This is a genomic window from Idiomarina ramblicola, from assembly GCF_003987255.1.
GTDB classification, from domain to species: Bacteria; Pseudomonadota; Gammaproteobacteria; order Enterobacterales; family Alteromonadaceae; genus Idiomarina; species Idiomarina ramblicola.
Genome location: NZ_PIQC01000001.1, coordinates 292,285 through 318,644, shown reverse-complemented (window position 1 = coordinate 318,644; position 26,360 = coordinate 292,285). Strand labels below are relative to the sequence as shown.

At 46.5% G+C, this 26,360-nt stretch carries 27 protein-coding genes and 1 riboswitch; of the genes, 13 read left to right on the top strand and 14 right to left on the bottom strand.

Annotated features, from left to right (window positions below; all coding sequences use genetic code 11):
* Positions 1-4: 4 nt before the first annotated feature.
* Both CWI78_RS01545 and arsC read right to left on the bottom strand, forming a co-directional pair.
* Positions 5-562: an NAD(P)H-dependent oxidoreductase gene (locus CWI78_RS01545; protein ID WP_126779588.1), complete on the bottom strand. Its 558-nt coding sequence runs from the start codon at positions 560-562 to the stop codon at positions 5-7.
* Positions 562-909: an arsenate reductase (glutaredoxin) gene (arsC, locus tag CWI78_RS01540; protein WP_126779586.1), complete on the bottom strand. Its 348-nt coding sequence runs from the start codon at positions 907-909 to the stop codon at positions 562-564. Before arsC ends, CWI78_RS01545 begins: the two co-directional genes overlap by 1 nt.
* Positions 910-968: 59 nt before the next feature.
* Here arsC and CWI78_RS01535 point away from each other — a divergent pair, with 59 nt between their 5' ends.
* The gene (locus CWI78_RS01535; protein WP_126779584.1) at positions 969-1,418 is read left to right on the top strand and encodes a TlpA disulfide reductase family protein; all 450 of its coding nucleotides are present in this window, start codon (positions 969-971) and stop codon (positions 1,416-1,418) included.
* Here the strand turns inward: CWI78_RS01535 and bepA are convergent.
* Positions 1,410-2,861: a beta-barrel assembly-enhancing protease gene (gene bepA, locus CWI78_RS01530; protein WP_126779582.1), complete on the bottom strand. Its 1,452-nt coding sequence runs from the start codon at positions 2,859-2,861 to the stop codon at positions 1,410-1,412. The two genes, CWI78_RS01535 and bepA, sit on opposite strands and share 9 nt — an antisense overlap.
* A gap of 145 nt (positions 2,862-3,006) precedes the next feature.
* On the opposite strand from bepA, the gene CWI78_RS01525 reads away from it, so the two are divergent.
* Positions 3,007-4,086: an AI-2E family transporter gene (locus CWI78_RS01525; RefSeq protein WP_126779580.1), complete on the top strand. Its 1,080-nt coding sequence runs from the start codon at positions 3,007-3,009 to the stop codon at positions 4,084-4,086.
* 19 nt (positions 4,087-4,105) lie between these two features.
* On the opposite strand, the gene bcp is transcribed toward CWI78_RS01525, so the two are convergent.
* Positions 4,106-4,576, bottom strand: a complete 471-nt coding sequence (gene bcp / locus CWI78_RS01520) for a thioredoxin-dependent thiol peroxidase (RefSeq protein WP_126779578.1) — start codon at positions 4,574-4,576, stop codon at positions 4,106-4,108.
* A 178-nt stretch (positions 4,577-4,754) separates the two neighbouring features.
* On the opposite strand from bcp, the gene dapA reads away from it, so the two are divergent.
* Genes dapA through purC form a run of 3 tightly spaced genes read left to right on the top strand, consistent with a single transcriptional unit; the run spans position 4,755 to position 7,470 of the window.
* Positions 4,755-5,645 (top strand): 4-hydroxy-tetrahydrodipicolinate synthase, encoded by an 891-nt coding sequence (dapA, locus tag CWI78_RS01515; protein ID WP_126779576.1) that lies wholly within the window; start codon positions 4,755-4,757, stop codon positions 5,643-5,645.
* Positions 5,645-6,733: an outer membrane protein assembly factor BamC gene (gene bamC, locus CWI78_RS01510; RefSeq protein ID WP_126779574.1), complete on the top strand. Its 1,089-nt coding sequence runs from the start codon at positions 5,645-5,647 to the stop codon at positions 6,731-6,733. The genes dapA and bamC overlap by 1 nt, the downstream gene beginning before the upstream one ends.
* A gap of 23 nt (positions 6,734-6,756) precedes the next feature.
* Positions 6,757-7,470 (top strand): phosphoribosylaminoimidazolesuccinocarboxamide synthase, encoded by a 714-nt coding sequence (gene purC, locus CWI78_RS01505; RefSeq protein WP_126779572.1) that lies wholly within the window; start codon positions 6,757-6,759, stop codon positions 7,468-7,470.
* On the opposite strand, the gene CWI78_RS12925 is transcribed toward purC, so the two are convergent.
* Genes CWI78_RS12925 through CWI78_RS01480 form a run of 5 tightly spaced genes read right to left on the bottom strand, consistent with a single transcriptional unit; the run spans position 7,467 to position 10,264 of the window.
* A complete protein-coding gene (locus CWI78_RS12925; RefSeq protein ID WP_244213062.1) occupies positions 7,467-7,562 on the bottom strand; it encodes a hypothetical protein in 96 nt (31 codons plus the stop codon). The genes purC and CWI78_RS12925 overlap by 4 nt on opposite strands.
* A 35-nt stretch (positions 7,563-7,597) precedes the next feature.
* A complete protein-coding gene (locus tag CWI78_RS01495) occupies positions 7,598-8,305 on the bottom strand; it encodes a M15 family metallopeptidase (protein WP_126779568.1) in 708 nt (235 codons plus the stop codon).
* Positions 8,299-9,429 carry a succinyl-diaminopimelate desuccinylase gene (gene dapE, locus CWI78_RS01490; protein ID WP_126779566.1) on the bottom strand — a complete coding sequence of 377 codons (1,131 nt, stop codon included), beginning with the start codon at positions 9,427-9,429 and terminating at the stop codon, positions 8,299-8,301. The genes CWI78_RS01495 and dapE overlap by 7 nt, the downstream gene beginning before the upstream one ends.
* On the bottom strand, positions 9,426-9,770 hold the full coding sequence (locus CWI78_RS01485) for an arsenate reductase (RefSeq protein WP_126779564.1): 345 nt from the start codon (positions 9,768-9,770) through the stop codon (positions 9,426-9,428). Before CWI78_RS01485 ends, dapE begins: the two co-directional genes overlap by 4 nt.
* A gap of 20 nt (positions 9,771-9,790) precedes the next feature.
* Entirely contained in the window at positions 9,791-10,264 is a 474-nt protein-coding gene (locus CWI78_RS01480) for a PTS glucose transporter subunit IIA (protein ID WP_244213048.1), read from the bottom strand.
* A gap of 214 nt (positions 10,265-10,478) precedes the next feature.
* Between CWI78_RS01480 and yfbV the strand changes: the two genes are divergently transcribed.
* Positions 10,479-10,913: a terminus macrodomain insulation protein YfbV gene (gene yfbV, locus CWI78_RS01475; protein WP_126779560.1), complete on the top strand. Its 435-nt coding sequence runs from the start codon at positions 10,479-10,481 to the stop codon at positions 10,911-10,913.
* 24 nt (positions 10,914-10,937) lie between these two features.
* Here yfbV and xthA read toward each other — a convergent pair whose 3' ends face one another.
* Positions 10,938-11,747 (bottom strand): exodeoxyribonuclease III, encoded by an 810-nt coding sequence (gene xthA / locus CWI78_RS01470; RefSeq protein ID WP_126779558.1) that lies wholly within the window; start codon positions 11,745-11,747, stop codon positions 10,938-10,940.
* Positions 11,748-11,867: 120 nt separating this feature from the next.
* On the opposite strand from xthA, the gene CWI78_RS01465 reads away from it, so the two are divergent.
* Both CWI78_RS01465 and CWI78_RS01460 read left to right on the top strand, forming a co-directional pair.
* Positions 11,868-12,191 (top strand): DUF3392 domain-containing protein, encoded by a 324-nt coding sequence (locus CWI78_RS01465; RefSeq protein WP_126779556.1) that lies wholly within the window; start codon positions 11,868-11,870, stop codon positions 12,189-12,191.
* 15 nt (positions 12,192-12,206) lie between these two features.
* Positions 12,207-13,274, top strand: coding sequence for an alpha/beta hydrolase (locus CWI78_RS01460; protein ID WP_126779555.1), 1,068 nt, complete (start codon positions 12,207-12,209; stop codon positions 13,272-13,274).
* 1 nt (position 13,275) lies between these two features.
* Here CWI78_RS01460 and CWI78_RS01455 read toward each other — a convergent pair whose 3' ends face one another.
* A complete protein-coding gene (locus tag CWI78_RS01455; RefSeq protein ID WP_126779553.1) occupies positions 13,276-13,746 on the bottom strand; it encodes an SEL1-like repeat protein in 471 nt (156 codons plus the stop codon).
* Positions 13,747-13,847: 101 nt separating this feature from the next.
* Here CWI78_RS01455 and CWI78_RS01450 point away from each other — a divergent pair, with 101 nt between their 5' ends.
* The 4 genes from CWI78_RS01450 to CWI78_RS01435 all read left to right on the top strand — a co-directional run bounded on the left by CWI78_RS01450 (position 13,848) and on the right by CWI78_RS01435 (position 19,250).
* On the top strand, positions 13,848-15,779 hold the full coding sequence (locus tag CWI78_RS01450) for a hybrid sensor histidine kinase/response regulator (RefSeq protein WP_126779551.1): 1,932 nt from the start codon (positions 13,848-13,850) through the stop codon (positions 15,777-15,779).
* A 65-nt stretch (positions 15,780-15,844) separates the two neighbouring features.
* A complete protein-coding gene (locus CWI78_RS01445) occupies positions 15,845-16,681 on the top strand; it encodes an AAA family ATPase (RefSeq protein ID WP_126779549.1) in 837 nt (278 codons plus the stop codon).
* Between the two features lie 8 nt (positions 16,682-16,689).
* Positions 16,690-17,859, top strand: coding sequence for a vWA domain-containing protein (locus CWI78_RS01440; RefSeq protein WP_126779547.1), 1,170 nt, complete (start codon positions 16,690-16,692; stop codon positions 17,857-17,859).
* Complete coding sequence (locus CWI78_RS01435) at positions 17,856-19,250, top strand: phospholipase D family protein (RefSeq protein WP_126779545.1); 1,395 nt, start codon at positions 17,856-17,858, stop codon at positions 19,248-19,250. Before CWI78_RS01440 ends, CWI78_RS01435 begins: the two co-directional genes overlap by 4 nt.
* Before the next feature lies 1 nt (position 19,251).
* On the opposite strand, the gene CWI78_RS01430 is transcribed toward CWI78_RS01435, so the two are convergent.
* Genes CWI78_RS01430 through CWI78_RS01420 form a run of 3 tightly spaced genes read right to left on the bottom strand, consistent with a single transcriptional unit; the run spans position 19,252 to position 24,870 of the window.
* Entirely contained in the window at positions 19,252-21,066 is a 1,815-nt protein-coding gene (locus tag CWI78_RS01430; RefSeq protein WP_126779543.1) for a DUF885 domain-containing protein, read from the bottom strand.
* Positions 21,067-21,085: 19 nt separating this feature from the next.
* Positions 21,086-21,961 (bottom strand): MBL fold metallo-hydrolase, encoded by an 876-nt coding sequence (locus CWI78_RS01425; protein WP_126779541.1) that lies wholly within the window; start codon positions 21,959-21,961, stop codon positions 21,086-21,088.
* Positions 21,958-24,870: a ligand-binding sensor domain-containing protein gene (locus tag CWI78_RS01420; RefSeq protein ID WP_126779539.1), complete on the bottom strand. Its 2,913-nt coding sequence runs from the start codon at positions 24,868-24,870 to the stop codon at positions 21,958-21,960. Before CWI78_RS01420 ends, CWI78_RS01425 begins: the two co-directional genes overlap by 4 nt.
* A 135-nt stretch (positions 24,871-25,005) precedes the next feature.
* On the opposite strand from CWI78_RS01420, the gene CWI78_RS01415 reads away from it, so the two are divergent.
* Positions 25,006-26,055 carry an NAD(P)-dependent alcohol dehydrogenase gene (locus CWI78_RS01415; RefSeq protein ID WP_126779537.1) on the top strand — a complete coding sequence of 350 codons (1,050 nt, stop codon included), beginning with the start codon at positions 25,006-25,008 and terminating at the stop codon, positions 26,053-26,055.
* A gap of 44 nt (positions 26,056-26,099) precedes the next feature.
* Positions 26,100-26,276: riboswitch (Lysine riboswitch) on the top strand.
* The last annotated feature ends 84 nt before the right edge of the window (positions 26,277-26,360 follow it).

The following is a 26,360-nucleotide window of genomic DNA, read 5'->3' as shown; positions in this document are numbered from 1 at the left end:
GATCCTATGATGAGAGCTTTGAAGCGGCGTCTGTTACTCGTTTGCCTAATGCGATAGCGCATTGACGCTCATGCTCAGTTAATTTATTGCTGTGCTCATGGTGACTGGCGCCATAAGGCGACCCTCCTGATTTCGTCTGGTGCAGTGCTGGCTCTGAGTAAGGGATGCCGACCAACATCATACCATGGTGGATTAAGGGCAGTGCCAACGTTAATAACGTGGATTCCTGACCACCGTGTAATGAACTGGAAGAAGTAAACACCGCGCCGGGCTTATCGGTTAGGGTTGCCTGCAACCATTCACGTGAAGTGCCTTCCCAGAATTTTTGCAAGCTTGAAGCCATATGGCCGAAGCGCGTAGGGCTACCAAGAATAAGTGCATCGCAGGCCTCCAGGTCAGCGTTCTCAATTTCGAGATCTCTGTCGCTAACGGCATTGCTGCCGTGCCCGGCGCTGCGCAAAATGGCTTCGCCGCCTGCGGCTGTCACACCTTCGGCTATGGCGTCGGCAAGCAGTTGTGTCGCTCCATTACGGCTGTAATAGAGAATAACAACGCGGGTCATCAGAGAATGTCCAGTACGGCTTCGGGAGGACGGCCAATAGCGGCTTTATTACCCTGAATAACGATAGGGCGCTCAATGAGTTTCGGGTTGTTGACCATAGCCGTAATTAACTCATCTTCATTACTGGTACCTGCCAGCCCTAATTCCTTATAAATGTTTTCTTTTTTGCGCATAAGCTGATCTGCAGAAAGGTTTAGCTTGCCCAGAATGTCTTTTAGCTCTGTGGCGTTAGGCGGTGTCTTAAGGTATTCGACAATCTCTGGCTCTACATTATTGTCTTTGAGCAGTTCCAGAGTCTGTCTTGATTTAGAGCAACGCGGATTATGATAAATTGTTACTTGGCTCATGAGTATCGTACCTTGTAGTATCTGTGTATCCGTTAATAGTAACGTAATTGAGGTAAGGAATGAAATTGAGAACGCTAGTCTGCGCGGCCGCGGCTGTATTGATAACGGCCTGTTCACCAAAGCCTGATGTGGTTACCGATGAAAATAAAGCCTTCCGCTGGTCGGAGCTTGAAGGTAAAACCGTGGTTGTGAATTATTTTGCGGAGTGGTGTGCTCCTTGTTTGCGAGAACTTCCGGAACTCAATGAGTTTAATGAGCATAAGGCTGAAAACGTTGAGTTAATCGGGGTCAGTTTTGACCCAATGTCGAATAGTGAGCTTGCGGAGCTTAAGCAGCGTCATGGTATTGAATTTCAACTGGCGCTTATGGATCCGGCCCCGCGATTTCCTTTTCAGCGTCCTCAGATGCTACCCGCGACTTACGTGATTAAGCCGGATGGCAGTATCAAAGGACCATTGATGGGCGAGCAGGACTTAGAGTCACTGGAAAACGCTGTGAACTCACATTAACGACTGAACTTGCTGCTCCATGTTTCGAATCTGATCGATACGTGCGTTAAGTCGTTTATGGGTCAGGTCGTTGTCAGTATGATTATGCGCGGTATGCAACTGGTCAATTGCCAGTTGAAAATTTCCCCGTAACGCAAGCGCTTCAGCACGAGTCTCGTACATAGCTGCGCGTTTGCCACCGCGTTCGTAAACTTGTATTAAAAGGTCGAGTGCCAGCGCATGGTTTGGCTGCTGAAGTAAAAAGTCTCGTAATAACTTTTCAGCAAGCGCGGTATCTCTGGCCTTGAGTGCGGCGTTTGCAAAGTTAAGTGTAATGACAGGCTCGGTTGGCTGCTGGATATACTTACCGCGTAACCAATTTAAAACCGTTTCATAGTCCTCTTTTGCAAGCAAAATATCGGTTTGAACATCGATATAAAAAGGGTTGTTCGGCGCGCGTTCTAGCAGTGGCTGCATTAATTCATGGGCTAAATCAGTATGACCGTTATCCAATGCCCGTATTGCTAGCGCGTATTGTCCCGCTTGTTGATTAATTGCATTACGACTTGAACGCATCGATTCAAAGTCACTCTGTGTACTGTTACCAATATAGCGTGCCTGAATCCGGGCTTTTGCTAATGCGAAGTCAAGGCTTGGCGGCACATCGACCGGCCTCATACTCTCCGCACGAGCGCGTGTATCGGCTATACGAGACTCAGGTAAGGGGTGCGTCATTAACATTTCAGGTGGCTTGCTCACATAACGGTATTTTTCTGCCAGTCGCCCAAAAAAGTCGGGCGCACCTCTAGGATCAAAGCCCGCAGCCAGCAACACAGAAAGGCCTATGCGGTCAGCTTCCTGCTCATACATGCGGGTGTAATTAATTTGCGATTGTCCGGTCATACCCATAGTGGCATAAATACCGGCTGCGCCGGCTTCAGGATTTGCCATGCCGAGGAGAATCGAGCCAATAATACCCGCAATAGTCATTGGCATACTGCGTTGCTGCTCTTGCATGCGTCGAACAATATGACGTTGAGTAACGTGCGCAACTTCGTGTCCCAGCACTGCAGCAAGCTCTGACTCGGTTCGGGCTTCGTTGACTAACCCTGTATGCACACCAACATAGCCTCCCATAAAGGCAAAGGCATTTATTTCTTTATTGTTTATCCAAAAGAAATTAAAGGGGTAACGAACACCGCCGGTATTTCTTACCAGGCGCTGACCAAGACTGTTTAGATAACTGTCTAGCACAGGATCGTAAATGATAGGTGCCTGCGAGCGAACCTGACGCATATAAAAGTCGCCAACTACCTGTTCGCGTTCAATACTCATGAAGGCAGCACCGGTGGTACCTATTTCGGGTAAGCGCTGACGATCCTGAGTAGCGCTGCTTGCAGCACTAAAGCTTAGTGTAAAGGTGAAGAGGCAAGCGATAAAAAAGTGTATTGTTTTGGCGGACATCAACGACTCATTGGCTAAATGAAACAGATTTAATCTTCTCTTAAGAACCAAATTTTAATCTTTAGTTCCTTTTTACTCTATGGGGTTATGGAAAGATTGCAAGGACTGATATTATCACGTTAACGAAGACAAAGAGACTACGGTTATGTGGGAATACATTCAACAATGGTATCGACGGAAATTTGCAGACCCTAATGCGGTAACATTGTTTCTGTTACTGGTGGTTACTGTACTTGTCATTGTGCTTTTTGGCAGTTTGATAGTGCCATTGTTAATCGCCATTTCCCTGGCGTATTTGCTGGACTGGCCGGTTATGCGGTTAATGCAATTAGGATTGTCCCGGCTTGCCGCTACTATTATCACGTTCTCGCTATTCCTGGCGTTAATGCTCATAGGCTTACTGACTTTGGTTCCGGTCATTTGGCAGCAGAGCACCACGTTGATCCAGGAGTTGCCAGATATGGTGACCAACTTACAAATTTGGCTTCATAAATTGCCTGAAATGTTCCCGACAATTGTTGATGACAGCCAAATTAACGAATTTACTCAGGAAATGAAAAGACGGGTCGTTGGTCTGGGGGAAAACCTATTAACGGTCTCGTTAACTTCTATCGTTAATTTGATGGCGATGCTGGTTTATTTAATTGTGGTGCCGCTACTCATCTTCTTTATGCTAAAAGACCGGGACGTTTTGGTTGCTCATTTTAGCCGTTTGCTGCCATCAAACCGTCAGTTAATTTCGCAGGTAGGGCAGGAAATGAACCTGCAGATTATGAATTACATCCGCGGTAAAGCCATTGAAGTGGTTGTGGTCGCGGTAGTGACTTTTGTCACGTTCAGCCTGTTTGGTTTGCGCTATTCGGCGTTGCTTTCCATTTTGGTTGGCTTGTCTGTTTTAATTCCTTATATCGGCGCCGCGGTAGCGACCATTCCGGTTGTTTTGGTGGCCTTATTTCAGTTTGGCCCAACCGCACCATTTGTATGGGTCACGGTGGCTTACCTGGTTATTCAGGCGTTAGACGGGAACTTGCTAGTGCCATTGCTGTTCTCTGAAGCCATTAGTTTAAACCCGGTCTATATTATCGGCGCAGTATTAATCTTTGGTGGTATTTGGGGATTCTGGGGAGTATTTTTTGCCATTCCTCTGGCGAGCCTGGTGAAAGCCGTATTAACAGCCTGGGACAGCGGTACAGGCAATAAAGCGGAAGAGCAAACACCGCTGTAACGCGGTGTTTGCTCTTAGTTTAAGCCTGCTTAAGGTGGTCTAACACAACATCGTGGTGTTCTTTAGTTTTGAATTTATCGAACACCTTTGAAACGGTTCCGTCCTGTTCTACCAAAAAGCTAATACGGTGGATACCGTCGTATTCTTTGCCCATAAATTTTTTCAGGCCCCAGACACCAAAATCTTCAGCCACTTTGTGATCTTCGTCGCTCAGCAGCGTAAAGTTCAGTTCATCTCTGTCAGTAAATTTTGCTAAACGTTTAGGCGCATCCGGGCTAATGCCGACGGACACAACATTGAAATCTTCCAGTTGCTTGCGGTTGTCACGTAAATTTTGTGCCTGCACAGTGCAGCCTGGCGTCATCGCTTTAGGATAGAAGTAGACCAGTACCCGGTTTTCTTTGAGTAACTCAGATAAAGTCACTGAGTTCTCGTTCGCATCGGGTAAAGTAAAATCAGGCGCCTTATCGCCTTGTTGTAGTGTCTGCATTGCATTCTCCTGGAACTTAGTTAACAGTGCCAACATCATAGCGGACAGATGCCGTCTTGGAAAATGCCATACTGGCAAAAAGTTTACGGAACCTTCTTGGCAAGTTACGTTCCTATCACTTGTGTTTCGTCGGGGCTGGCATTACCATTGGAGCCCCAATTTAGGACTTGGAGAATGTATGCTTAAGGGCAGTATTGTCGCTTTAGTTACCCCTTTTACAAAATATGGCAATGTTGATTACAGTGAACTTGAGTTTCTGGTCAATAAACATTGCGAAGCGGGTACAGACGCTATTGTAGCGGTTGGCACAACAGGGGAGTCAACAACCTTAACGCATGAAGAACATATTGATGTCGTTAATGCGATGGTCGAACTGAGCGCAGGACGTATTGATATTATTGCTGGTAACGGCTCAAATTCAACGAGCGAGGCAGTTCAACTTACTGAGAAAATGACTCAGGCTGGTGTAAGCGGCTTTTTGAATGTAACGCCATACTACAATAAACCTTCTTTATCTGGTCTTATTGCACATTATCAAGCTTGTGCAGATGTCACTGATAAACCCCAGATTCTCTATAATGTTCCGGGTCGTACCAGTCTTGATATGACGCCGGACGTAATCGAACAATTATCAAAAATTGACAATGTTATTGGCGTTAAAGAAGCTACTGGTGATGTCCGTCGCGTACAGGAACTAAAACAACGCTGTGGCGATGACTTTATCCTGTTAAGCGGCGATGACCCAACGGCACGCGAGTTTATGTTGGCTGGTGGTCATGGCGTTATCAGCGTAACGGCTAATATTGTACCTGCTAAAGTGAAAGCAATGGTAACGGCTGCTGTTTCTGGCGATACCGATCGAGCTAACCAGTTGGATGCCGAGCTTGAGCCCTTACATAATATGTTATTTGTCGAATCTAACCCAATTCCTGTTAAATGGTCTTTAGCTTTGATGGGCTGGGTTAGTGCAAATTATCGTCTGCCACTGACACCTCCGGAAGAAAAAAATCAACAATTGATTGAGTCAGTATTGCAGCAAGCAAACCTATTGAATATTCAGGAGTCGTAATGAAATTGTCTCGCCTTGCGTGGATGGGCGTAGCTGCCGTAGTCGTAACAGGTTGTTCGTCGGTAGAAAAAGAACGAGCGAGCGGAGGGTTTGAATACGTCAATATTCAGCCTACCGCAACACTGAATATTCCAGGAGATCTGGACGAGCCGGAAACGGGCGATCAATATCGAATTCCTGATACTGACATTGCTCCAGCTCCTATCGGGAAAAGAGTGAACATTACTGCGCCCCAGCAGGTTCGTCCTATCGGCTTGGGTAGTCGGGTTTTAGAAACAGAAACAGAGACCCGCGTTTATTTTGATATTGTTGACGGTATGGGCGACTCAGTTACTGAGTTTGTTCGTCAGGCAACCATTGATGTTTTAGAGCGTCGCAATATTGAATGGGAAAAAGTTGATGAAAACCGCTGGGTTACTGAGCAAATGACCGTGCAACAAAGTGTTGATGGTGAGGGCGGTTTTCTTGGTTTTGGCGGGGAGAGTGATAGTACTCGTGAAAGAACCTTTCGCTATGAGTTGAGTCAGGAAACGGAGTCTCATCAGCGCAGCACAGCTTTGCGTGTCGATGTTAATGAGTTTACTCAGGTTATTGACGGTGAACAAAAACAAGTTGCGCCCTTGGTTGTGCGAAATCTGGAAACGGATTTACTCAATGCTGTTATTTCGGAAGTTAACCGGAAGCAGCAATTAGCTGTTGCTCGAGAAAAAGCGGAAGGAATTGATACTCGCCTGTCAAAAGCAACTGAAGGCCACTCTGTGTTCATCGTTGAAGATGATTTTGAACAAGCCTGGCCATTGGTTAACCTCGCTCTCGAAGATATCGGGTTTGAAGTTGAAGACTTGAACCGCGAAACGGGAACTTACTTTGTTGAGTATAGCGAACCTAGCAGCGGCTTTATGTTCATTGGCGGAGATGACTACGACGATCTTGGCATTGCTGAGGGTGAGTACGAGTTCCGGTTACTGGAAGACGGTGAAGATACATCGGTGACCGTTTATCAGGACGATGAAATTGTTTCGGATGAGTGGGTTAATCAAGTGTTTGAAGCCTTTAAGAATGCTGTTAAACAGCAAAGCCAACTTTAACTTAAGTGCGAGTGGAAAGATTCATGGAAAAACGCAGTGAACTGTATCGGGGCAAAGCAAAGACGGTCTACCATACTAACGATCCTAACCGTCTGATCCTGGAGTTTCGTAATGATACTTCAGCATTCGATGGCGAAAAGGTAGAACAGCTTGATGATAAAGGCATGGTAAATAATAAATTTAACCACTTTATTATGGCAAAGCTGGAAGAAGCCGGTATTCCGACACAACTGGATGAGCGCTTAAGTGATACCGAGTCTTTAGTTAAAAAGCTCGATATGATTCCGGTTGAATGCGTTATCCGTAATGTCGCTGCAGGCTCTTTGGTAAGACGCTTAGGCGTTGAAGAAGGTAAAGAGCTTAACCCACCAACATTCGAGTTCTTTTTGAAAAATGACGCATTGCACGACCCTATGGTCAATGAATATCATATTCAGGCATTTGGCTGGGCAACTGCAGAGCAAATTGAGAAGATGAAAGCGCTGACCTTTAAAGTCAATGAGGTATTAAAGGCCTTGTTTGCGGATGCGCGTTTATTGTTGGTCGACTACAAGCTTGAGTTTGGCGTATTTGATGGTGAAATCATGCTGGGTGATGAGTTCACTCCTGACGGTTGTCGTCTTTGGGACGCCGAAACTCGTGAGAAGCTGGACAAAGATCGGTTCCGCCAGGGGTTAGGTGGTGTCGTTGAAGCCTATCGTGAAGTGGCCAAGCGCTTGGGTGTGCAACTAGACTAATCTTTAGTATCAGGATCCTGCTCGGAGTCGTCTTTAGTTTTAGGCGACTTCGTGCCTGGCCATTTAAATTTAGCCGTATATTTTAGCACCATAATATTACTGATAATGACTCCAAGAACTAATAATATCAGTAACCACACCATATATTCGTCCATCCGTCATCCTCCGTAATTGTATCTATGTACTGGCTTTTAATTTGTGCCAGGTTATCCAGAATAATGGATTTACCTTCGATAGCGATAGAATTAATGGTTTCGGCCAGTAATTCAAGCTTCAGTTGCTGTTGGCATTTTTGCGAAACCGGGCGATAGCTTAAGTGCCAGGGCTCCTGTGCAACGCCTCCCTGATAGCGGGCATAAGGGAAGAAAAAGCCATTTTCATGTGCATGTTGAGTTAACCATTGCCAAAGGTTGTGGCAAGGGCCATCCGTGTCGATATATTCTGCTGGTACTAAACGCAATTTAAGTTCATTGCTTTGGAACGGGCGCGGGTCATAGATATCGAAGTCACTTCCCCAGTGGTGGCGGCTGCTGCCGGGTAACGCAGACCAATGCAAAATAGCGTGCACTTTTTCGGTGTCGGTTAAAGTCGAAACATCCAGCGGTTCACCTTGCTTCGACAACAAAGGCAACTTGCCTCTCCATTTTCTGTTCCAGATGGACAACTGTCTGTCCAGTGAACGGAAGCCGCTGGCAATAGCGAGCTCAAGTCCATGAGCGACTGCGGCTTTCTGCATAGCGAGATAAGCGTGCGCGGCATCAGGGTGAAGCTTATGTCCGTCTACCGCCGTTAAGTGCGTTTCACAGGCGCCCGTAAGCTCTGTGTTGCTTAACATAGAAGTTTCTCCATACAGCGATAATAAACCTCGCTGAGTTTATCCAGGTCACTGGCTTTGACGCACTCGTTCACTTTATGAATGGTTGCATTAACGGGCCCAAGTTCAATTACTTGAGCACCGGTTGGCGCAATGAAGCGTCCGTCGGATGTGCCTCCGGCAGTAGATAGGGTAGTAGAAAATCCACATTCATGTTCGATAGCAGATTGAACGGCTTCAACCAAGGCGCCTGAGTCGGTCAAAAAGGGCGGTCCGTTAAGCTTCCATTGTAAGTTGTAGTTTAACGAATGCTTATCCAGTATGGCTTCAACGCGTTGTTTAATCTTTTCGGCTGTCAGCTCGGTGGAGAAGCGAAAGTTGAATTGGGTATCAATACGCCCGGGAATCACATTGCCGGCTCCTGTGCCGGCTTGAATGTTTGACACCTGAAAGGTGGTTGGCGGAAAACTGTCGTTGCCTTGATCCCATTCTTCATTAATCAACTCACTCAGCGCCGGCGCAAGATCATGTACCGGGTTTTTTGCTAAATGTGGATAAGCAACGTGACCTTGTATTCCTAACACGGTTAAATCGCCGGTCAGGCTGCCTCTGCGTCCATTTTTAACAATGTCGCCCAAGATTTCGGTACTGGAAGGCTCGCCGACAATACACCAGTCAATCTGTTCGTCACGCTCCTGCAGTGTTTCTATTACCCGCTTGGTGCCGTTAATAAACGGGCCTTCTTCGTCACTGGTTATGAGGAATCCAATGTCAGCATCCACATTTGGATAGTCTTTAATAAATCGCTCTGTTGCGGTGATCATGGCTGCCAGGCTGCCTTTCATATCAGCGGCGCCGCGACCATATAAGTAGCCGTCATGCAGGGTTGGCTGAAAGGGCGGAAACTGCCAGTCGTTGACGTCGCCGGGAGGAACTACATCGGTGTGTCCGGCGAAACAAAACAGCTTACGATCCTGACCACGCCGCGCCCACAAATTGGTCGTATCCTCAAAAATCATGGATTCAAGTTCAAACCCTAAGGCAGCAAGTCTTTCACCGATAAGCTGCTGACAACCCTCGTCCTCCGGTGTAATTGAAGGACGGGAAATCAACTCATAAGCAAGCTTTAATGTTTCTGAACTCATAAGTAGCGTTCGCTCCAGAGTTTTTCATTAAAACCGCAGTGAACGGCCTGACCGGACTGAACCAGTGGACGTTTGAATAGTGTCGGTTGTTCGGCAATTAATTCCGCTATGGCATTGGCGTCTTCAAGCGCTTTTTGTTCATCTGGCAGGTTGCGCCAGCTGGTGCTGCGCTTGTTCAGCAGCGACTCCGCCGGTAGTTTTTGTAACCAGGCACTGACGGTTTCTTTTTGTAATGGCTGTTGGCGAACATCGATAAATTCATAAGCAAGCTCATGTTTATCCAGCCATTTCAGTGATTTTTTTACGGTGTCGCAGTTTTTTATGCCATAAACGCGCAACATAGATACAGCTCCTGTCGATGTTAATAAGTAATAAGTGGACTGTCTTTGGCGGTAATGAGTCCAGGTTGCAGCCAGTCGAAAGGCTCAATCGGTTGCGCAGAATCCGGCGCACAGACCAGCACGGCAAGACGCTGTTGTATCGGCTTTAAGCTGCGCAATAGCGATTGATTAATTTTAACCAAAGGGTCACCGTATTTAACCTGAGTCTGTTCACGGCAAAGTACAGTCAAAGCCGGGTGGGTTCCGAACGCATCGCCTGAACCTGTGACTAACTGTAGAGAGTACGTGTCATTTAGGCGTAAAGATAAGTAATCGCCGCTACTGCTGATATGGTTGAGTTCGCCATCTGCCGGGGCATATAACGTACTCCCGGTCATTTCTATGACGATGCCTTGTCCCAGCAGGCCTTGCTGGCATACTGCGGCTGTCGGTTGTGCTGCGATGACTCGACCAGTTACCGGTGCATAAAGAGAGGGAAGTTTACTTGTTGCCACGACTGACACCATGCTACTGACTAATTCAGGTAGTATAGTGGCAAAGCTAAAGCTCGGGTGCAACTGTATCCACATTAACTGTGGATATCTTTGTGCACTACACGGTTGTAAGGGTGTAAGGTGTTGAATAATAAAGACAATATTAAAAGTGTGAATATCGTACAATAGATAGGGAATCGTTTATAATTACAACAGGTTTGTCAAAGAGGTCATCATGAGTCGTTCATTTTTTGCGGTTTTAAGAGATGGAAAGGTGTATGCCGATAAATGGCCTCATCACTCAGTCGTGGCTGCTATGGCTGAGTCGCGGATCATACCGGTGACCCGTAAAGCGATTAGCTGGATTCCGGGTATAGCGGTATTAAATGCTGCACTCACCTGGCAATTTATGCCTCAGGAACAGCTTGCTCCGGGACTGATGCTCTCTTTGATCATGTTGAGCCTACCGCTTCAGGGATTGTATTGGCTTGGTTGGCGTGCGCGACAACAATTAAAACCCTCACTAAGGTATTGGTATAAAGAGTTGAGAGATAAATTGCGGGCGCAAGGGGTTGAGTGTCAGCCGCAAGGAAAAAAAGGGCCAGAATACATGGATTTAGCGATTATTCTGCGCAAAGCACTAGAAACATTGCCGCCGGAAGAGCATTAACCCCAACCGACGGCAACGTGCATTTTAGATTTTAAAGGTAGACCACACTGGCGCGTGATCCGATGGCTTTTCTATTCCCCTAAGCTCATAATCTATGCCGCTGTCTTCACACTGTTCTGCCAGTGCTTTGGTCGCCAGAATCAGGTCGATGCGTAGCCCGCGGTTGTCATCAAAGCCGCGAGAACGGTAGTCAAACCAGCTGAACTGGTTATCCACATCCGGGTTCAGTTGACGATAGGTATCGGTGAAGCCCCAACCCATCAGCTTTTGCATCCACTCTCGTTCTTCTGGCAGGAAACTGCATTTGCCTGTTTTTAACCAACGTTTTGCGTTGTTTTCACCAATACCAATGTCTAAATCGATACGTGAAATATTCACGTCACCCATAACGATAACGGGCTGCTCCGGTGAAAGGTCGTTATCCAGGTAGCTCATTAAGTCCTGATAGAACTTTTCTTTTGCGGGAAACTTTGTTGGGTGGTCACGACTTTCACCTTGTGGAAAGTAGCCGTTGAGGATGCGCACACGAGTGCCATCAGCCAGCGGGTAGTCACCCATAATCATTCGGCGCTGTGCTTCTTCGTCGTCAGAAGGAAAACCAAATTGTGGGTTTTCCAGTGGCTTTTTACTGAGCATTGCCACTCCGTAATGTCCTTTCTGACCGTGAAAAATCACGTGGTAACCCATAGCTTCTACATCTTTTAACGGAAACTGGTCATCGTGTACTTTGGTTTCCTGCAAACCAATAATGTCGGGCTGATGTTTATCGATTAGAGCTTGTAGTTGGTGTAACCGTGCACGTATACCATTGATATTGAATGAAATGATTTTCATAAAACGTCCTATAAATGAGCTTTTTATCCTTTTAGGATAACACAGCAAAGCACAAACTTGGGATGCGAACACGGCAGAAAATTCGTATACTCTGGCGGTGGTTTTAATAGGGGTATTAGCGTGCAAAACGTATTAAATAATTTGGGCCTCATGATTCGCCCACATTTTTACGAATTAGCCATGGTGATTGTTGCGACATTATTGGTTATTTATGGCGCTGAAGTGAACCGAATGGTGAGACGACAAGTGGCGCACTGGCACTTTGTCTTTCGAACTTTAGTGTTTATCGTAGTTTGTGCTTTTGGTTACGGTTGGTTGACGGTTTGGTTTACACCTGTTTTAGCCGGTTGGTTAAGTCTTATTCCGCTGCATTTGTTAGCGATCAGTACGGTTGGAATATTGTTCTTGCTGGGGTTACTCGCCGAGAGAAAACGACAATTATAAGCCAGGGAAAGTTGTATGACGGATTGGATTAACATAAAAGCCGGATCCTCGGCTTATCAGCATATTCAGGAACAAGGGCTGAGCGCCGATGATGTGGGGTTGTTGTTAGGTGCTTCCGGCGGTCCTAAGTGGTTTGTTCTGCAGGGGCTTGATAAGTGGATGTTCGGTGAGTTTTTTAAGGGTAAGAAAGAACCGTTAAATACTTTAGGAACCTCGGCAGGGGCCTGGCGTTTCGCGGCACTGGGCCAGCAGGATCCGGTGGCGGCCAGTGATTTATTCTGTCGCTTATACAGAACCCAGACTTACAGCTCAAAACCGGACCGCAATGAAATTACCAGTGAAGCGAAAGATCTACTGGCTAAATATGTTCCGGATCAGGCCGTGACCGAAATATTGGGGCAATCGGCGGTTCGCCATCATTTCATTGTTGCACGTTGCAGAGGGTGGACCGCTGCTGAAACGAAAAAGCAGATGCTGGGTTTACTCAGCTCCGCTTTCGCTAACAGCATTAACCGCAGATGGCTAGGACGGTTCTATGAACGGGTTATTTTCCACCACCCTCAGTCGGATCTTAGTTTTTCTAAAGGCTGGCGAGATTTACCCACACATCACGTTGAGTTGACGCAGAATAACTTTCAACAAGCTTTGCTCGCTACCGGCTCCATACCATTAGTATTGGATGGCGTCGTTGATATTCCCGGCGCTCCGACAGGAACGTATCGTGACGGGGGGGTAACCGATTACCATTTTGACCTGGATTTTTCTGAGGTGAATGGCTTGGTGCTTTATCCTCATTTTCATCGCGAGGCGATTCCTGGTTGGTTTGATAAGCGCTTAAGTTGGCGACGGACGACCGGAAAGAAATGGCCGAATGTCGTGTTTATTAGTCCATCGGATGACTTTATACAATCACTGCCTTACGGAAAAATTCCGGACCGGACAGATTTCGCGAAACTGGATGCCGCGACCCGTATTGATTACTGGGAAAAAGCGGTTGATGCCGGAAAACGGATGGCCGATCAGCTTCAGGATTGGGTGGCTACCGGCAAGCTGCGTGAAAAGACTCAGTTGTGGTTACCTTAAGTTATAAACCATGTACATCGAAGCTGGCATCACAAATTTGCTCAAAGCGCTCAGCTGCAAGCTGGCGGGCGCTGTTCAGCTGTCTGGCCGTAAGCTGGTGAATCAAATTATCAATAATCTTTTCAGCTTCAGCTTCCCCTGCGCGATCGGCTAAAGTCAGCCAACAACAAGCATGAAAGACACTTTCAGGTAAGTCCTTACCTTGTAAAAACATCTGGCCTAAATACAACATGGCCTTACTGTGTCCGAATAAAGCCGCCCGGCGAAAGTGTTTTGCTGCTTCAAACCCTTGCTCTGACTTAAGTAAATCAGCAGCGCGTACGTAGTGATGTTTAGCAAAACGTTGCCAGTATTCAGGACCGCGGATAATGGGTTGTTGTTTTGCAGGTAAGCGCGTCTTAGCCAACTCGATGAGTTGATCAACCTGCGTTAGCAGTGCTGTTTGCCATTCATTGACGTTTGCCTGAGTCATCCGCGTATCGTTGTTTTTATGTTATTATTTTTGCCAGTGTACACCAAGTTGCTACTGCGGCAAACTGGTTGGAAGATGGCGTTTAAAGCGAGTTGAAGTCGATGATAACACCCGTTTCTAATGAAAACCTGGCGGCCCTGCTGAATGTTGGCAGTCGCCTGAGTCTGTTTATTTGGGAGGACTCGCCAGGTTGGCCGGTACTTTTTGTTTCAGACAATGTAGAAGAACTTCTGGGATATCAAAAGACGCGACTGGAAAATCGCGAAATTGAGTACCGGGATCTCATTCATCAGGATGACTTACCGCGGGTAATTGAGGAAGTCGAAACCCTTTTAAGCAGCGAGTCGGGTTCTTCATTAACTCATCAGGATTATCGCGTAAAAAACCTTAATGGGCAGGATATCTGGGTATCAGACACCACCGTTGTGACTCGGCATGACGATGGAAAAAATCATCTTTATGGCTATCTCATCGATATTACCGAACGTAAGCAGCTGCAAATAGCACTTGAGATGGAGCGTAACCGGTTACAGTTAATTTTAGATGCCACTCGCTTAGGTACCTGGGAGTGGAACCCTCAAACCGGAGTCACCATTTTTAACCAGCGTTGGGCCAATATGTTTGGCTGGGAAGTGTCTGAACTGGAAACTAACGTTGAAAGCTGGTCCAGTCGTCTGCACCCGGAGGATTATGACAGCGTCTGGCAAGCCATAAAAAATCATCTGGACGGAATTACACCATTTTATGAAAGCCTGCACCGCATAAGGCACCGGGATGGGCACTGGGTTTATGTCTTAGATCGCGGAAAAATAATAGAGCGTGACAGTGAGGGTAAGGCGATTCGTTACACCGGAACAGTGACGGACGTTACCGAGCAGAAAAAGGCTGAACTGGATGCGCGCAGAGCGGCACATGCAAAAAATGTGTTTCTGGCCAATATGTCGCATGAAATTAGAACCCCCTTACACGGTATTCTTGGTATAGCTTCGGTGCTCGAATCAACCGATCTTAACCCGCATCAACAACAACTTTTAGGCACGATAAAAAACAGCGGCGATTACCTCTTAACCACACTTAATGATGTGCTTGATTTAACCCGGGCGGAAGAGGGGCAACTTAAAGTTACGCTGGGAATGCATTCGCCAGTAAAGGTGTTAAACCATATCATTCGATTGTTTGAACAACCGGTAAAAGATAAAGGACTAGATTTCCTTGTCGATATTAGCGACGACATTCCTGAGCAGATTTTAATGGATCAGGCCAGGGTTGCTCAGGTTGTCAGTAATTTAGTCAGTAATGCACTGAAGTTTACTCAGCAAGGCTCAATAGCGGTGAGTGCAAGCTGGTACGACAATATTGCTAAGCAAAGTGAAGGTGAGTTGGTTATTAAGGTACAGGATACTGGAGTGGGTATTCATGACACTCAGCGTATCTGGCAACTGTTTGAACAAGAGCAGGACGGTTTTAATCGGCCGGAAGGGGGGAGTGGATTGGGTCTTGCGATTGTCCGTAATTTAGTCCAGTTATTAAGTGGCACCATCCAGGTCGATAGTAAGCCTGAGCACGGTTCTTGTTTCACACTGTGTCTGCCAATGACAGTACAGTTGGGAGGTGCTCATGAGGGGCAGCCGTCTGAGTTACCCAACCTAGCCAAAAGGTACGTTCTTGTGGTTGATGATAATAAAATTAACCAGCTGATCATTAAAGAAATGCTGCTCTCGCTGAACCAGGACGTGGAATTGGTCAGTGATGCCAGAAACGCCTTAAAGATGATGCAGGCAAGAGATTATGATGTACTTTTTATGGATCTGCACATGCCCCATATGGATGGAATGGAAGCTACCCGTGCTCTACGTGATATGAACATCCATCAACCTTATGTTATTGCGCTTACCGCGGATGCTTACCCAAAAACACGGAAACAGGCTTTACGTTCCGGTATGAATGACTATGTCACAAAACCCTTTGTGAAGGCTGATATCGCTAAAGTTCTTGAGCGCTTTGAAATGTTCCGCTCCGGAAAGTCCCTCTGATTAGCACAGCCCTGACGTCTGTTGTACCATGGGCCCAGTTTTTAGCTTAGTTAAGGGATAGACCAATGGATTTCAGCAGTAGCTCTCAGTATGTCGTGTCGCAAGAGTTAGCGACAGCCGTTAATGCCGCAGTAACACTAGAAAAGCCGCTATTACTCAAAGGTGAGCCGGGCACCGGTAAAACTCGACTGGCAGAAGAGCTGGCAAATGCGTTAGATACCGAGTTGCTGCAGTGGTCGATAAAATCAACGACAAAAGCACAACAGGGCCTGTACGAATATGATGCTGTTTCACGCTTACGCGACAGTCAATTAGGTAGCGAAAAAGTTCATGATATCAGTAACTACATTCGCCCTGGTAAATTGTGGCAAGCCTTTACAGCGGAGAAGAGGCCGGTTCTGTTGATTGATGAAATTGATAAGGCCGATATTGAGTTCCCCAATGATTTGTTGCATGAGCTGGATCAAATGGCGTTTCATGTTTATGAGACAGGTGAGCAGATTAAGGCGCAACAACGTCCTATCGTTCTGATCACTTCCAATAATGAAAAGGCGCTACCCGATGCGTTTTTGCGTCGTTGCTTTTTTCACTACATTCAGTTCCCTGACAGTGACACACTCAAAGCCATTGTTAATGTGCACTTTCCCAATCTACAGCGTAATTTACTGGACACCGCATTAGCCTTGTTTTTTGAATTAAGAGATGTCCCCGGATTAAAGAAGAAGCCGTCGACGTCTGAGTTACTGGACTGGTTGCGGTTGTTGTTAGTGGAAGATATTGACGCGAATGAGTTGAAAAAAAGCCGTGAACAAGGGGGCCTATTACCTTTATCAGGCGCTTTACTTAAGCACGAGCAGGATGTCGAGCGCTTAGCTGAGCACGCTCGCATTCAACGGCGCTAACCGGCACTATGTTTATTGATTTTTTTCAAACGCTGCGGCGGCACGGACTTAAAACCAGTATTACCGAATGGCTGGATTTATTAAGTGCCATGAAGACCAACTTAGCTTTTGCTGATGTCGAACAGTTTTACTATTTGTCGCGGCTTATCCTGGTAAAGGATGAGTCACAGTACGACAAGTTTGATCGCGCTTTTAGTGAGTACGTGGATAAGGTTGCGAAGGTCGATGTGACCGATAAAATTCCTAAAGACTGGCTGGATAACGCGCTTAAACGTAATTTAAGTGATGAAGAGAAAAAAAAGGTAAAGCAGCTCGGTAGTCTGGATGAGTTGATGAAAACCTTTCATGAACGTTTGCAAGAGCAGCAGAAGCGCCACCAGGGTGGTTCTAAATGGATTGGTACTGGTGGAACGTCACCTTTTGGGGCATATGGTTATCATCCCGGTGGTATCCGGATAGGGCAGGACGGCAATCGTAATCGCAGTGCCGCCAAGGTGTGGGACAAACGCGAGTTTCAGGATTTGGACGACGAAGCCAGACTGGAGCAACGCGGATTTCAGGTTGCGCTCAGAAAGCTGCGTCAGTTTGCGCGTACCGGTGCGGCGACCGAACTGGATTTAAACGGCACTATTGAAGCCACGTCAAAAAAAGGCGGTTTACTTGATCTGAAGTGGCAGTCCGAACGTCACAATGCGGTTAAAATTATTCTGTTGTTGGATGTTGGCGGCTCGATGGATGACTATGTGTATCAGTGCGAGCAGTTGTTCACGGCATTAAAAAATGAGTTTAAGCATCTGGAATTGTTTTATTTCCATAACTGCGTGTACGAAGGGGTATGGCGCGAGAACTCAAGGCGTCGTGAAGGGCAGATTCCAACCGAGCAGTTAACTCAGACGTACGGTGAGGATTATAAGTTGCTATTTGTGGGTGATGCGACCATGGGGCCGTATGAAATTGCTTACCCCGGAGGCAGTGTCGAGCACTGGAACGAGGAGCCTGGCGAAGCCTGGATGAATCGTCTGACCCGTCACTTTGAAAAGGTAGCCTGGCTTAACCCGCAACCAGAAGATCATTGGCGCTATTATATGTCAGTGCGGATGATTCACGATTTAGTCGGCGGCAGAATGTACCCCTTGACCCTGAGTGGACTTGAAAGGGCAATGAGCGCAATAAGATGACCCCTTTATTAACGGCTTCGTCCGACAATGAATTCTTACTTCTGGAAGATGCTCACCGGGCGCTGATTGAGCGCGTTAGGTTAATACGCCAGGCGCGCCACCACATCGCTTTGCAGTATTATTTGTGGCGTCCGGATAGCAGCGGACTGACGCTGCTGAAGGAGTTACTCAATGCCGTCGAACGCGGTGTCCGGGTTGATTTGTTGCTGGACGATTTTCACAGTAAGCCGTTAGAACCGTTACTACGAGACTTGTCGTTACGCCGTAATTTTACGATTAAGCTTTTTAATCCTTTCAAGCACAGACGCTGGCGCTGGCTTAACTGGTTGACAGACTTTAAGCGAATGAACCGACGGATGCACAATAAGTCTCTACTGGTCGATGGAAAAGTGGGGATTGTTGGTGGACGTAATGTAGGAAATGAATACTTCGGAACGCACGCTGGTCAGCTTTTTGCCGATCTTGATGTGATTGCAAAAGGTGAAGTGGTTAAGGTTTTACTTGAGGACTGGCGGCATTACTGGAACTGTTCATTATCGGTGTCGGTTGATTTAATAAAGTCACCTGACCGGCATCGGCTATTCGAGGATATCTGGCTTAAGTATCAAAAGCAGCCAGAACTTAAGGATTTAAATCAGTTTGTACTTTCCGATGGGCATCTTAACAAGGTTCCTAAGGATAACTCTGATATTTGGTACAAGGCGTCAGCTACTGTAGTCAGTGACGACCCTTTAAAAGCGCAGCTCAATAGTAAACCCAGTCGACTCGTAACCTATCAGTTAGCTAAAACTTTAGGTTCGGCACAACATTCTATCGTATTGGTGTCTCCTTACTTTGTTCCGACATCCGTGGGTGTTAAAGAGTTGGAAAATTTATCCAGGCGGGGGGTGAAAGTTAAGGTGCTAACGAATTCGCTGGCAGTAACAGACGTTCCGGCGGTGCACGCCGGTTATCAGCGTCATCGCAGGCGCTTACTGTTATGCGGAATTCAGCTGTTTGAGTTGCGCCGGACAGAGGAAAAGCAACTGCGCAAAGCTGTTCGGCCTTATTTCAGACGCTCTGCATCGAGCCTGCATGCAAAAACAGTGACGGTTGACGGCGAAAAGGTGTTTGTAGGCTCTTTTAACTTTGATCCAAGATCAGCGCAAATCAATACCGAATCGGGTTTATTGATTGAGTCCGCAGAGATGGCAGAGCGAATTAATGCGATGTTTGAGCACGAACTGCCGCTGCGCACTTACGAAGCGCGGGTGAACCGTTTTTATAAGTTGTACTGGTTGGACAAAAGTAAAATACCGGCACTGAAGCTTTACAAAGAACCCGGTGCCGGTATTTGGCGACGCCTGGCGGTGTGGTTAACTGCCAGGTTGCCGGTTGATCATTTACTGTAGTTTAAAGTTGTTGTGCGACCCAACGCTTAACTTTTCGTTCAAGCACAGTAAGCGGAACAGCGCCGTCTTCTAAAACGACCCGGTGAAACGCTTTGATATCAAATTTATCCCCCAGTTTTCGTTCTGCGTCACGACGCAACTCACTAATTTTTAGTTGGCCAATTTTGTAAGCCAGGGCCTGCCCGGGAAGCGCCATAAAGCGCTCAGCTTCGGATACAGCACGAGCTTCAGCAACGGGGGCACTTTCATACATGTAATCTAATACTTGCTGGCGACTCCAGCCCTTCGCGTGAATGCCAGTATCCACGACTAAACGGATAGAACGCCATAATTCTGCTGCTAATTGTCCGAAACGCTGGTAAGGGTCGTCATAGAGTCCCATGTCGTAACCCAGTGCCTCTGAATAAAGCCCCCAGCCTTCTGTATAAGCTGTTTCTCGTCCAAACTTCCGGAACTTGGGTAAGTCTTCCAATTCCTGTTGTATAGAAATTTGGAAGTGGTGGCCCGGAGCTGCCTCATGCAGAAACAGAGCCGTTTTAGCCCAGCTTGGACGAGATGACAAATCGTAGGTATTCAGATAGAAAATGGCAGGGCGCGAGTTATCAGTAGGCGCAGCCTGATAAGAGCCGGAGCTTGCCGACTGCTCTCGAAACTCTTCTACTTTGCGCACTTCGTATTCAGCTTGAGGGAAAATATCAAACAGCTCGCCAACCATTTTGTCGACGGCACCGCGCAAGGAACGGTAATCTTCGACCATTTCGTCTCTGCTGTCGTATATAAATTGCTGGTCGTTAGTCATGAAATTGAAAAAGGTCTGTATGTCACCTTCGAAGTTAGTTTCTTCCATAATATCGCGCATCTCATCATGTATGCGGGCAACTTCATCTAACCCTATCTGGTGAATACGGTCTGCACTCAGAGTGGTTGAGGTGTTGGCTTGAATCCGATACTTGTACCATTCCATACCACCCGGAAGCTGACCTAAACCGAAACTGTCGGTGCGAGCCTCCGGTAAGTAATCCTTATTCAGGTAGTCGCTGAGTTTCTGGTAAGCGGGGAGGACCGTATTGGCAATAATGTCACGATACTGCTTACGAATCGCTTCCGCGTCGGTATCTGCAATTTCTTCTGGAAGATCTGCAACAGGGCGCCAGAATATGCTATCAGTTACATCCTCGGTAATTTGGGCATTAATTTGAGGGATGGCTTTTTCAATTAAAACACGAGGTTGAACGATGCCTTGTTCAATCCCTTTTTCCATATTCTCGATAGCCTGGTCAAACAGTCTTGGAATTTTCTCCATGCGACTGGCCCAGGCCCGGTAATCTTCTGTCGTGTTGAACGGTTGGGCTGAGGTACCCGATGCGAGCATAGCGAGGCGACCGGCAATATTGTAAAACTGATTAATGGGTAATAAGTGCTCTGGGTATTGAGCTCCTTCAATGGCCAATTCACGGTTGCGTTTAAAAATTTCATAACTAATACGCTCCGAACGGGGAAGTTGTTCGGCATGAATCTTATCGACTTCTTCTAAGTAACGTTTTTCTAATGCCAGTGATTTGTCCAGATACTCTTCAGAATAGAAATTTGGTAGCTGATCGTTGTAACGGTTATCACCGATATAAGTGGCCAGTAAAGGGTTGAGCTGCAGTTGTTCGTCAAAATAATCTTTATAAATTTGCTGTAATTGTTTGGTTTGAGATGATTGTTTTATTGAGCTTTTTTTCGATTCAGTACTCGTCTGAGCTTGTTGTGGCTGACCACAACCGACTAATAGTAGTGTCATTGAAATAGCGAGAGCGGTTTTTTTCATCATTGTGAGTACCTGCTATGAGTTATAACTTATTTAACGGGACTTTTAGGTACACCGTACCATCGTCTTCAGCAGGAGGAAGTCGTCCGGCTCGAATATTGACCTGAATAGCGGGAATTATCAGGCGCGGCATACTTAGGGTCGCATCACGCTCTTCCCGCCATTTTACAAACTGTTCCTCGCTGGCTTGCCCGCCTACATGAATATTGCTTTGCTTTTGTGCTTCAATGGTTGTTTTGCACTGGTGCTGGCGGCCTTCGGGTGGATAGTCATGGCAAATATAAACTTCCGTTTCTTTCCCCAGCGTAAATAATCTTTGAATCGATTGGTATAACGTACTGGCGCTTCCGCCAGGAAAGTCGCACCTTGCGGTACCGACATCTGGGTTGAACAGGGTATCGCCGACAAACACTTTATTTTCATTAACAACGTAGGCAACATCTGCCGGCGTGTGGCCAGGTGTATGTATTACACGGAATGCCATTGCGCCTACCTGAAAAGTCTCTCCGTCCTCCAAAAGCTTGTCGAAATGTTCGCCATTAGGAAGAAATTCTTTTTCGAGGTGGTAGACCTGTTTAAAAAGCTTCTGTACTTCAGTTATGTGTTGACCAATAGCAATAGGCGCATTCAGGTGCTTTTTTAAGAAGGGTGCTGCGCTTAAATGATCAGCGTGAGCATGTGTTTCTAATATCCATGCAACACTTAGGTTTTGGCTTTTTATAAAATCAATAATTCGCTGTGCGCCCTGGGTATATGTTTTACCCGAGGGATAATCAAAGTCGAGCACTGGATCAATAACAACCGCTTGCTTACTGTCAGAGTCATAAACGACATAACTGAAAGTTTCACTGTCGTTATCGAGAAAGGCGGTAACTTTAATACAATCGTGTTCACTCATGGCTTTGACTCTATTCGGTTGCGACCAGCGCTTTTTGCTTGATACAGGGCTTGATCGGCGGCAACCAGTAACCCAGCATGATCAGCATAGTGATAACTACTTGCAACACCAATACTAACGGTAATTTTCATGTCTTCAACAAGATCTTTAAAAGGGGTAGCAGCTATACGTTCACGTAGTCGTTCACTGGCTTCTTTCGCAACTTCCAGTTCAGAATGAGTGATTAACACGGCAAACTCTTCGCCACCCCAGCGGGCAACATAATCAATGTCTCTGATTTCGTCGCGAAGTACCTCAGCTAAACGAATTAATACTTTATCGCCTACGGTGTGTAAATAGGTGTCGTTGACTTCTTTAAAGTAATCGACATCCAGAATCGCAAGGCTTAAATAGGTTCCGTCACGCCGACAGCGGTTTAACTCGTGTTGCAGGCGTTCGTCAAAGGCACGGCGGTTACCCAGGTTGGTTAACGGGTCCTGACGCGCCATGGTTTCCAAATCTGCGGTTTTCTCTTTAACCATTTGCTCAAGTCTTAAACGCGTCCGGTTGTGTTGATTAAGACGGACTCTAACGGCAATCAGAGCTAAAAGAGCGACAACCAGTGAGGAAAAAATCCAAAACCAGGGCCGCATCCAAAAATGTGCCGATTGTCTGAAAGCGAAATAGTCCGGCTGACTCCATTGACCTCCGGGGTATCTTGCCCGAACCTGAAGTACATAATCGTCGGCAGGTAAGGTTGTGTATTCAACTGAGTTGAGTGAGTTTTTATTAACCCAGTCTTTGTCAAAGCCGACCAGGCGTACCTGGTAATCAATTTGCTCTGCCATTAGATAGCCGGGGGCAACGAACTCAAACACAATACGATCAGTCTTTGCGCTTAACTCTTCCCCAAAAATGACTGTTTCGCCGTCTGCTTTTACCGACTCTATGTTGACATCAGGAGGAATATTGCCGATTTCGGTAATAGTTTTGGGATCAACTTGTGAAACACCATTGCTGGTTGCCAGCCAGATATTACCGTTTTGGGCTTGAAGCATTGATGGACCGCCGGTATTGATTTGGGCACTTGCAAGGCCGTCGACCTCGCTAAAACGTTGAAAATCAAGTTTACTGGCTTGTCCTTTTAAAACTTGGGTGAAGGAATCATGTTCTACCATGACCGGTCCACGGTTTGAGCCCAGCCAAAGGTTGCCGTCACCGTCAAAAGCAACAGACATAAAGTTATCGAAAGGCAAGCCCTGGTCTCGATTGAAAATCTGCCAGCTGTCGTTATTGAGATGGTGAACAATAAGTCCACGGTCTGTGGCCATCCAAATGTAACCAGACCTTCCGGTGATATGAAACGCCAGCTCGGCATCATTAAGTTCAGTTAAATCCACGGGAGTAATTCGATAATCGAATTTTTCTTTCTGGGAGATGACGTCAATGCTAACCACGCCACGCGCCGAACCAGCCCAAAGCGTTCCTCGCTGATCCAGGTACAATGAGGTTGTATAGTTATTGGTTAAGCCGTGTTCTTGAGAGATTTGCTGGGAAGCCCACGTCCCCTCGGAATTTTTGTACAAATGGGTGATACCCAACGGCGTTGCCAGAAAGACGCCGAGTTTAGGATCCAGCTCTATCTGACGAACTTCGTCGGTTTTTAATAAATTTTCACTGTCAAAGTGACTAACAATCTGCGCGCCATCCCAAATATAAAGGCCATCGGTGTAAGTACCGATATAAAGCTGCTGCTTATGATCGTAAGCCAATGATAGTATGGATTGCTCCGTTAATACGCTGCCGGGAGCGAGTGCTGATATTCCTGATTTTTTGATGATAGCGGCTCCATTACTAGAGCCAACAATGATGTCACCTTCTTTATTTTCGGCTAAAGCTCTTATGTAGTTGCCGGTAAGTCCGTCGTCCTTCGTATACGTAGAGAACAATGTGTCTCTGAACTGCACCAGGCCACCATGGGTTGATACCCAAAAACTGCCTTCTTTGTCCTGAATTATATCGAGCACATGGTTGTTAGGGAGTCCTTGTTCTGTACCAAATTTTTCAATGCCATGTTCGCTAATTCGAATGAGACCATCACGGTAGGTTCCCAGCCAAAGGCCGTTGTCAGGTGACTGAAATAGGGTGCTGATTCTGCTCGTCACCTCCGGCAGCATACGTTCAAATTGAACTGGGTCACTTGTTTGTTGATAGAGGCCTTGCTCTGTACCAATTAATAGACTGCCGTCATCAAGTTCAAGCAGCGCCGTAATCAGTTGATTGGGAACTGTTGCAACGGCTTGAAAGCTTGCCTCGCCAGCTTTTTTAACTTGAAGCCCCTTATTGGTTGCTGCCCACAAGTTGCCCTGGCTATCGACAATGGACTCGTAAACGAACATTGAATTTAAACCGTGTTCGGTAGTGAACTGAGCGGTGCGCTGGTTGTTTTTATAAACTAACAGACCAAGCTCTGAAGTCGAAACCCAAAGATTACAGTTATCGTCGGTGTATAAGTGATTTACGAATGGCGGAGCTGACTGCAATGTTTTCCAGCGGCCATCGTAAAAGCGTGCAATTCCCCCTCGACTGCCACCCACGTAAACACTGCCATCGCAATGGCTGTAGGCGGCTGTATACATACCAATATCAGGTAAACCGGTTTCACGTAGATTATCGTAGATATCAAAACGACGGCCATTAAAGCGGGCGGGACCTTGCCAGGTTGCTAACCAAAGATAGCCTTTGTCATCCTGAATAATTTCATTGACAGAGTTGTGAGGTAAACCATCGCGCGTTTCCCAGTGTCTGACTAAGTAGTCACTGAGTGGGCTCTGCTGATCTGTAGCGTGGCTTTGGTAAACAAAAGCCGCCGCCACCGATGAATTCAGGCAGAAAAGTGTCGTCAACAGTAGAGAGAGGGAGTACTTCATAAGTCATCTATCATTAAACAGTATAACTTGATGGTATGTTGTCGGAGGATGGGTTGCAATAACTCTAAAGTCGACAATCTAAAAAACCAGTTAATGAGTACAATAGTGAGAGACAATAATTCAAAGGAGCGATAAATGACTAAAGCCTATGCTGCACAATCAGAAAATTCTAAGTTGGCGCCTCACGCTATAGAGCGTCGTGAGTTACGTAGCGATGACGTTGCTATCGACATTACTTATTGTGGTGTTTGTCATACGGACATTCACTATGCGGAAAATGACTGGGGCGGTACCATTTACCCCGTTGTGCCAGGCCATGAGATAATCGGTAAAGTAACGGCTGTAGGAGATAACGTTAAGGGCTTTAGTGTCGGAGACACGGTAGGTGTCGGCTGTATGGTTGATTCGTGTCGAGAGTGCTCTTCCTGCGAAAAAGGGCTGGAACAGTATTGCCTTAATGGAATGGTACCAACCTACAACGGGGAAGATTTACACGATAAGAGCATCACCTATGGTGGTTACTCCGAGAAAATCGTGGTCAGTGACCGTTTTGTGGTGCGGGTATCAGATAAGCTCGATCCGGCAAAAGCAGCACCGTTATTGTGTGCCGGTATCACAACCTATTCACCATTGCGCCACTTTGGTGTGAAAAAAGGGCACAAAGTGGGTGTCATTGGTATGGGTGGTCTGGGGCATATGGGCGTTAAATTTGCCAAAGCTATGGGTGCTGAAGTGACTATTTTCACACGCTCAGAGGGCAAAGTGTCTGAGGCTAAGAAGCAAGGCGCAGATCATGTCGTTATCTCGACCGATGAAAAACAAATGGAAGCGGTAGCAGAGACTTTCGACTTTTTATTGGATACCGTGCCGGTACAGCATGATCTCAATCCGTACATTAACTGTTTGAAAGTTGATGGTACGCATATTTTAGTGGGGCTATTAGAACCGGTTGATCCTGCATTGCAAGCAGGTGCGCTGGTGATGAAACGCCGGGTATTAGCTGGCTCCTTAATTGGTGGTCTTCCTGAAACACAGGAAATGCTCGATTTTTGTGCCGAACACGATATTCACTGCGATGTTGAAATGTTGGATATACAGAATATCAATGACGCCTTTGTGCGGATGAAAAAAGGTGACGTTAAGTATCGTTTCGTCATTGATATGGACTCGTTAAAGCAGTCTTAATGAGTAAATAAATTGACCACGCTTTGTCGGGCGTGGTCTAATTTGCACAGAGAAGAGGTGCGTATACCAGGAACTTTCGAACTTAGGTTGCCAAAGCCGGAATTGAGTCGAAAGAGAGGGGTATTACGCCGAGGTAGTATTGTCACTTGGCGACAATGCTACCGGTTGCAGGGTTTGAACACCCACAACTGTCACCTTCACGGTGGAGAGCTTCTGGTGTTTGCATTTTCCTATTGGCTATTAAGTTTACCTCGCCACGTATTCTGCAAAACCTGAGTTCTCCGAACACTTATGTTGTTATGTTC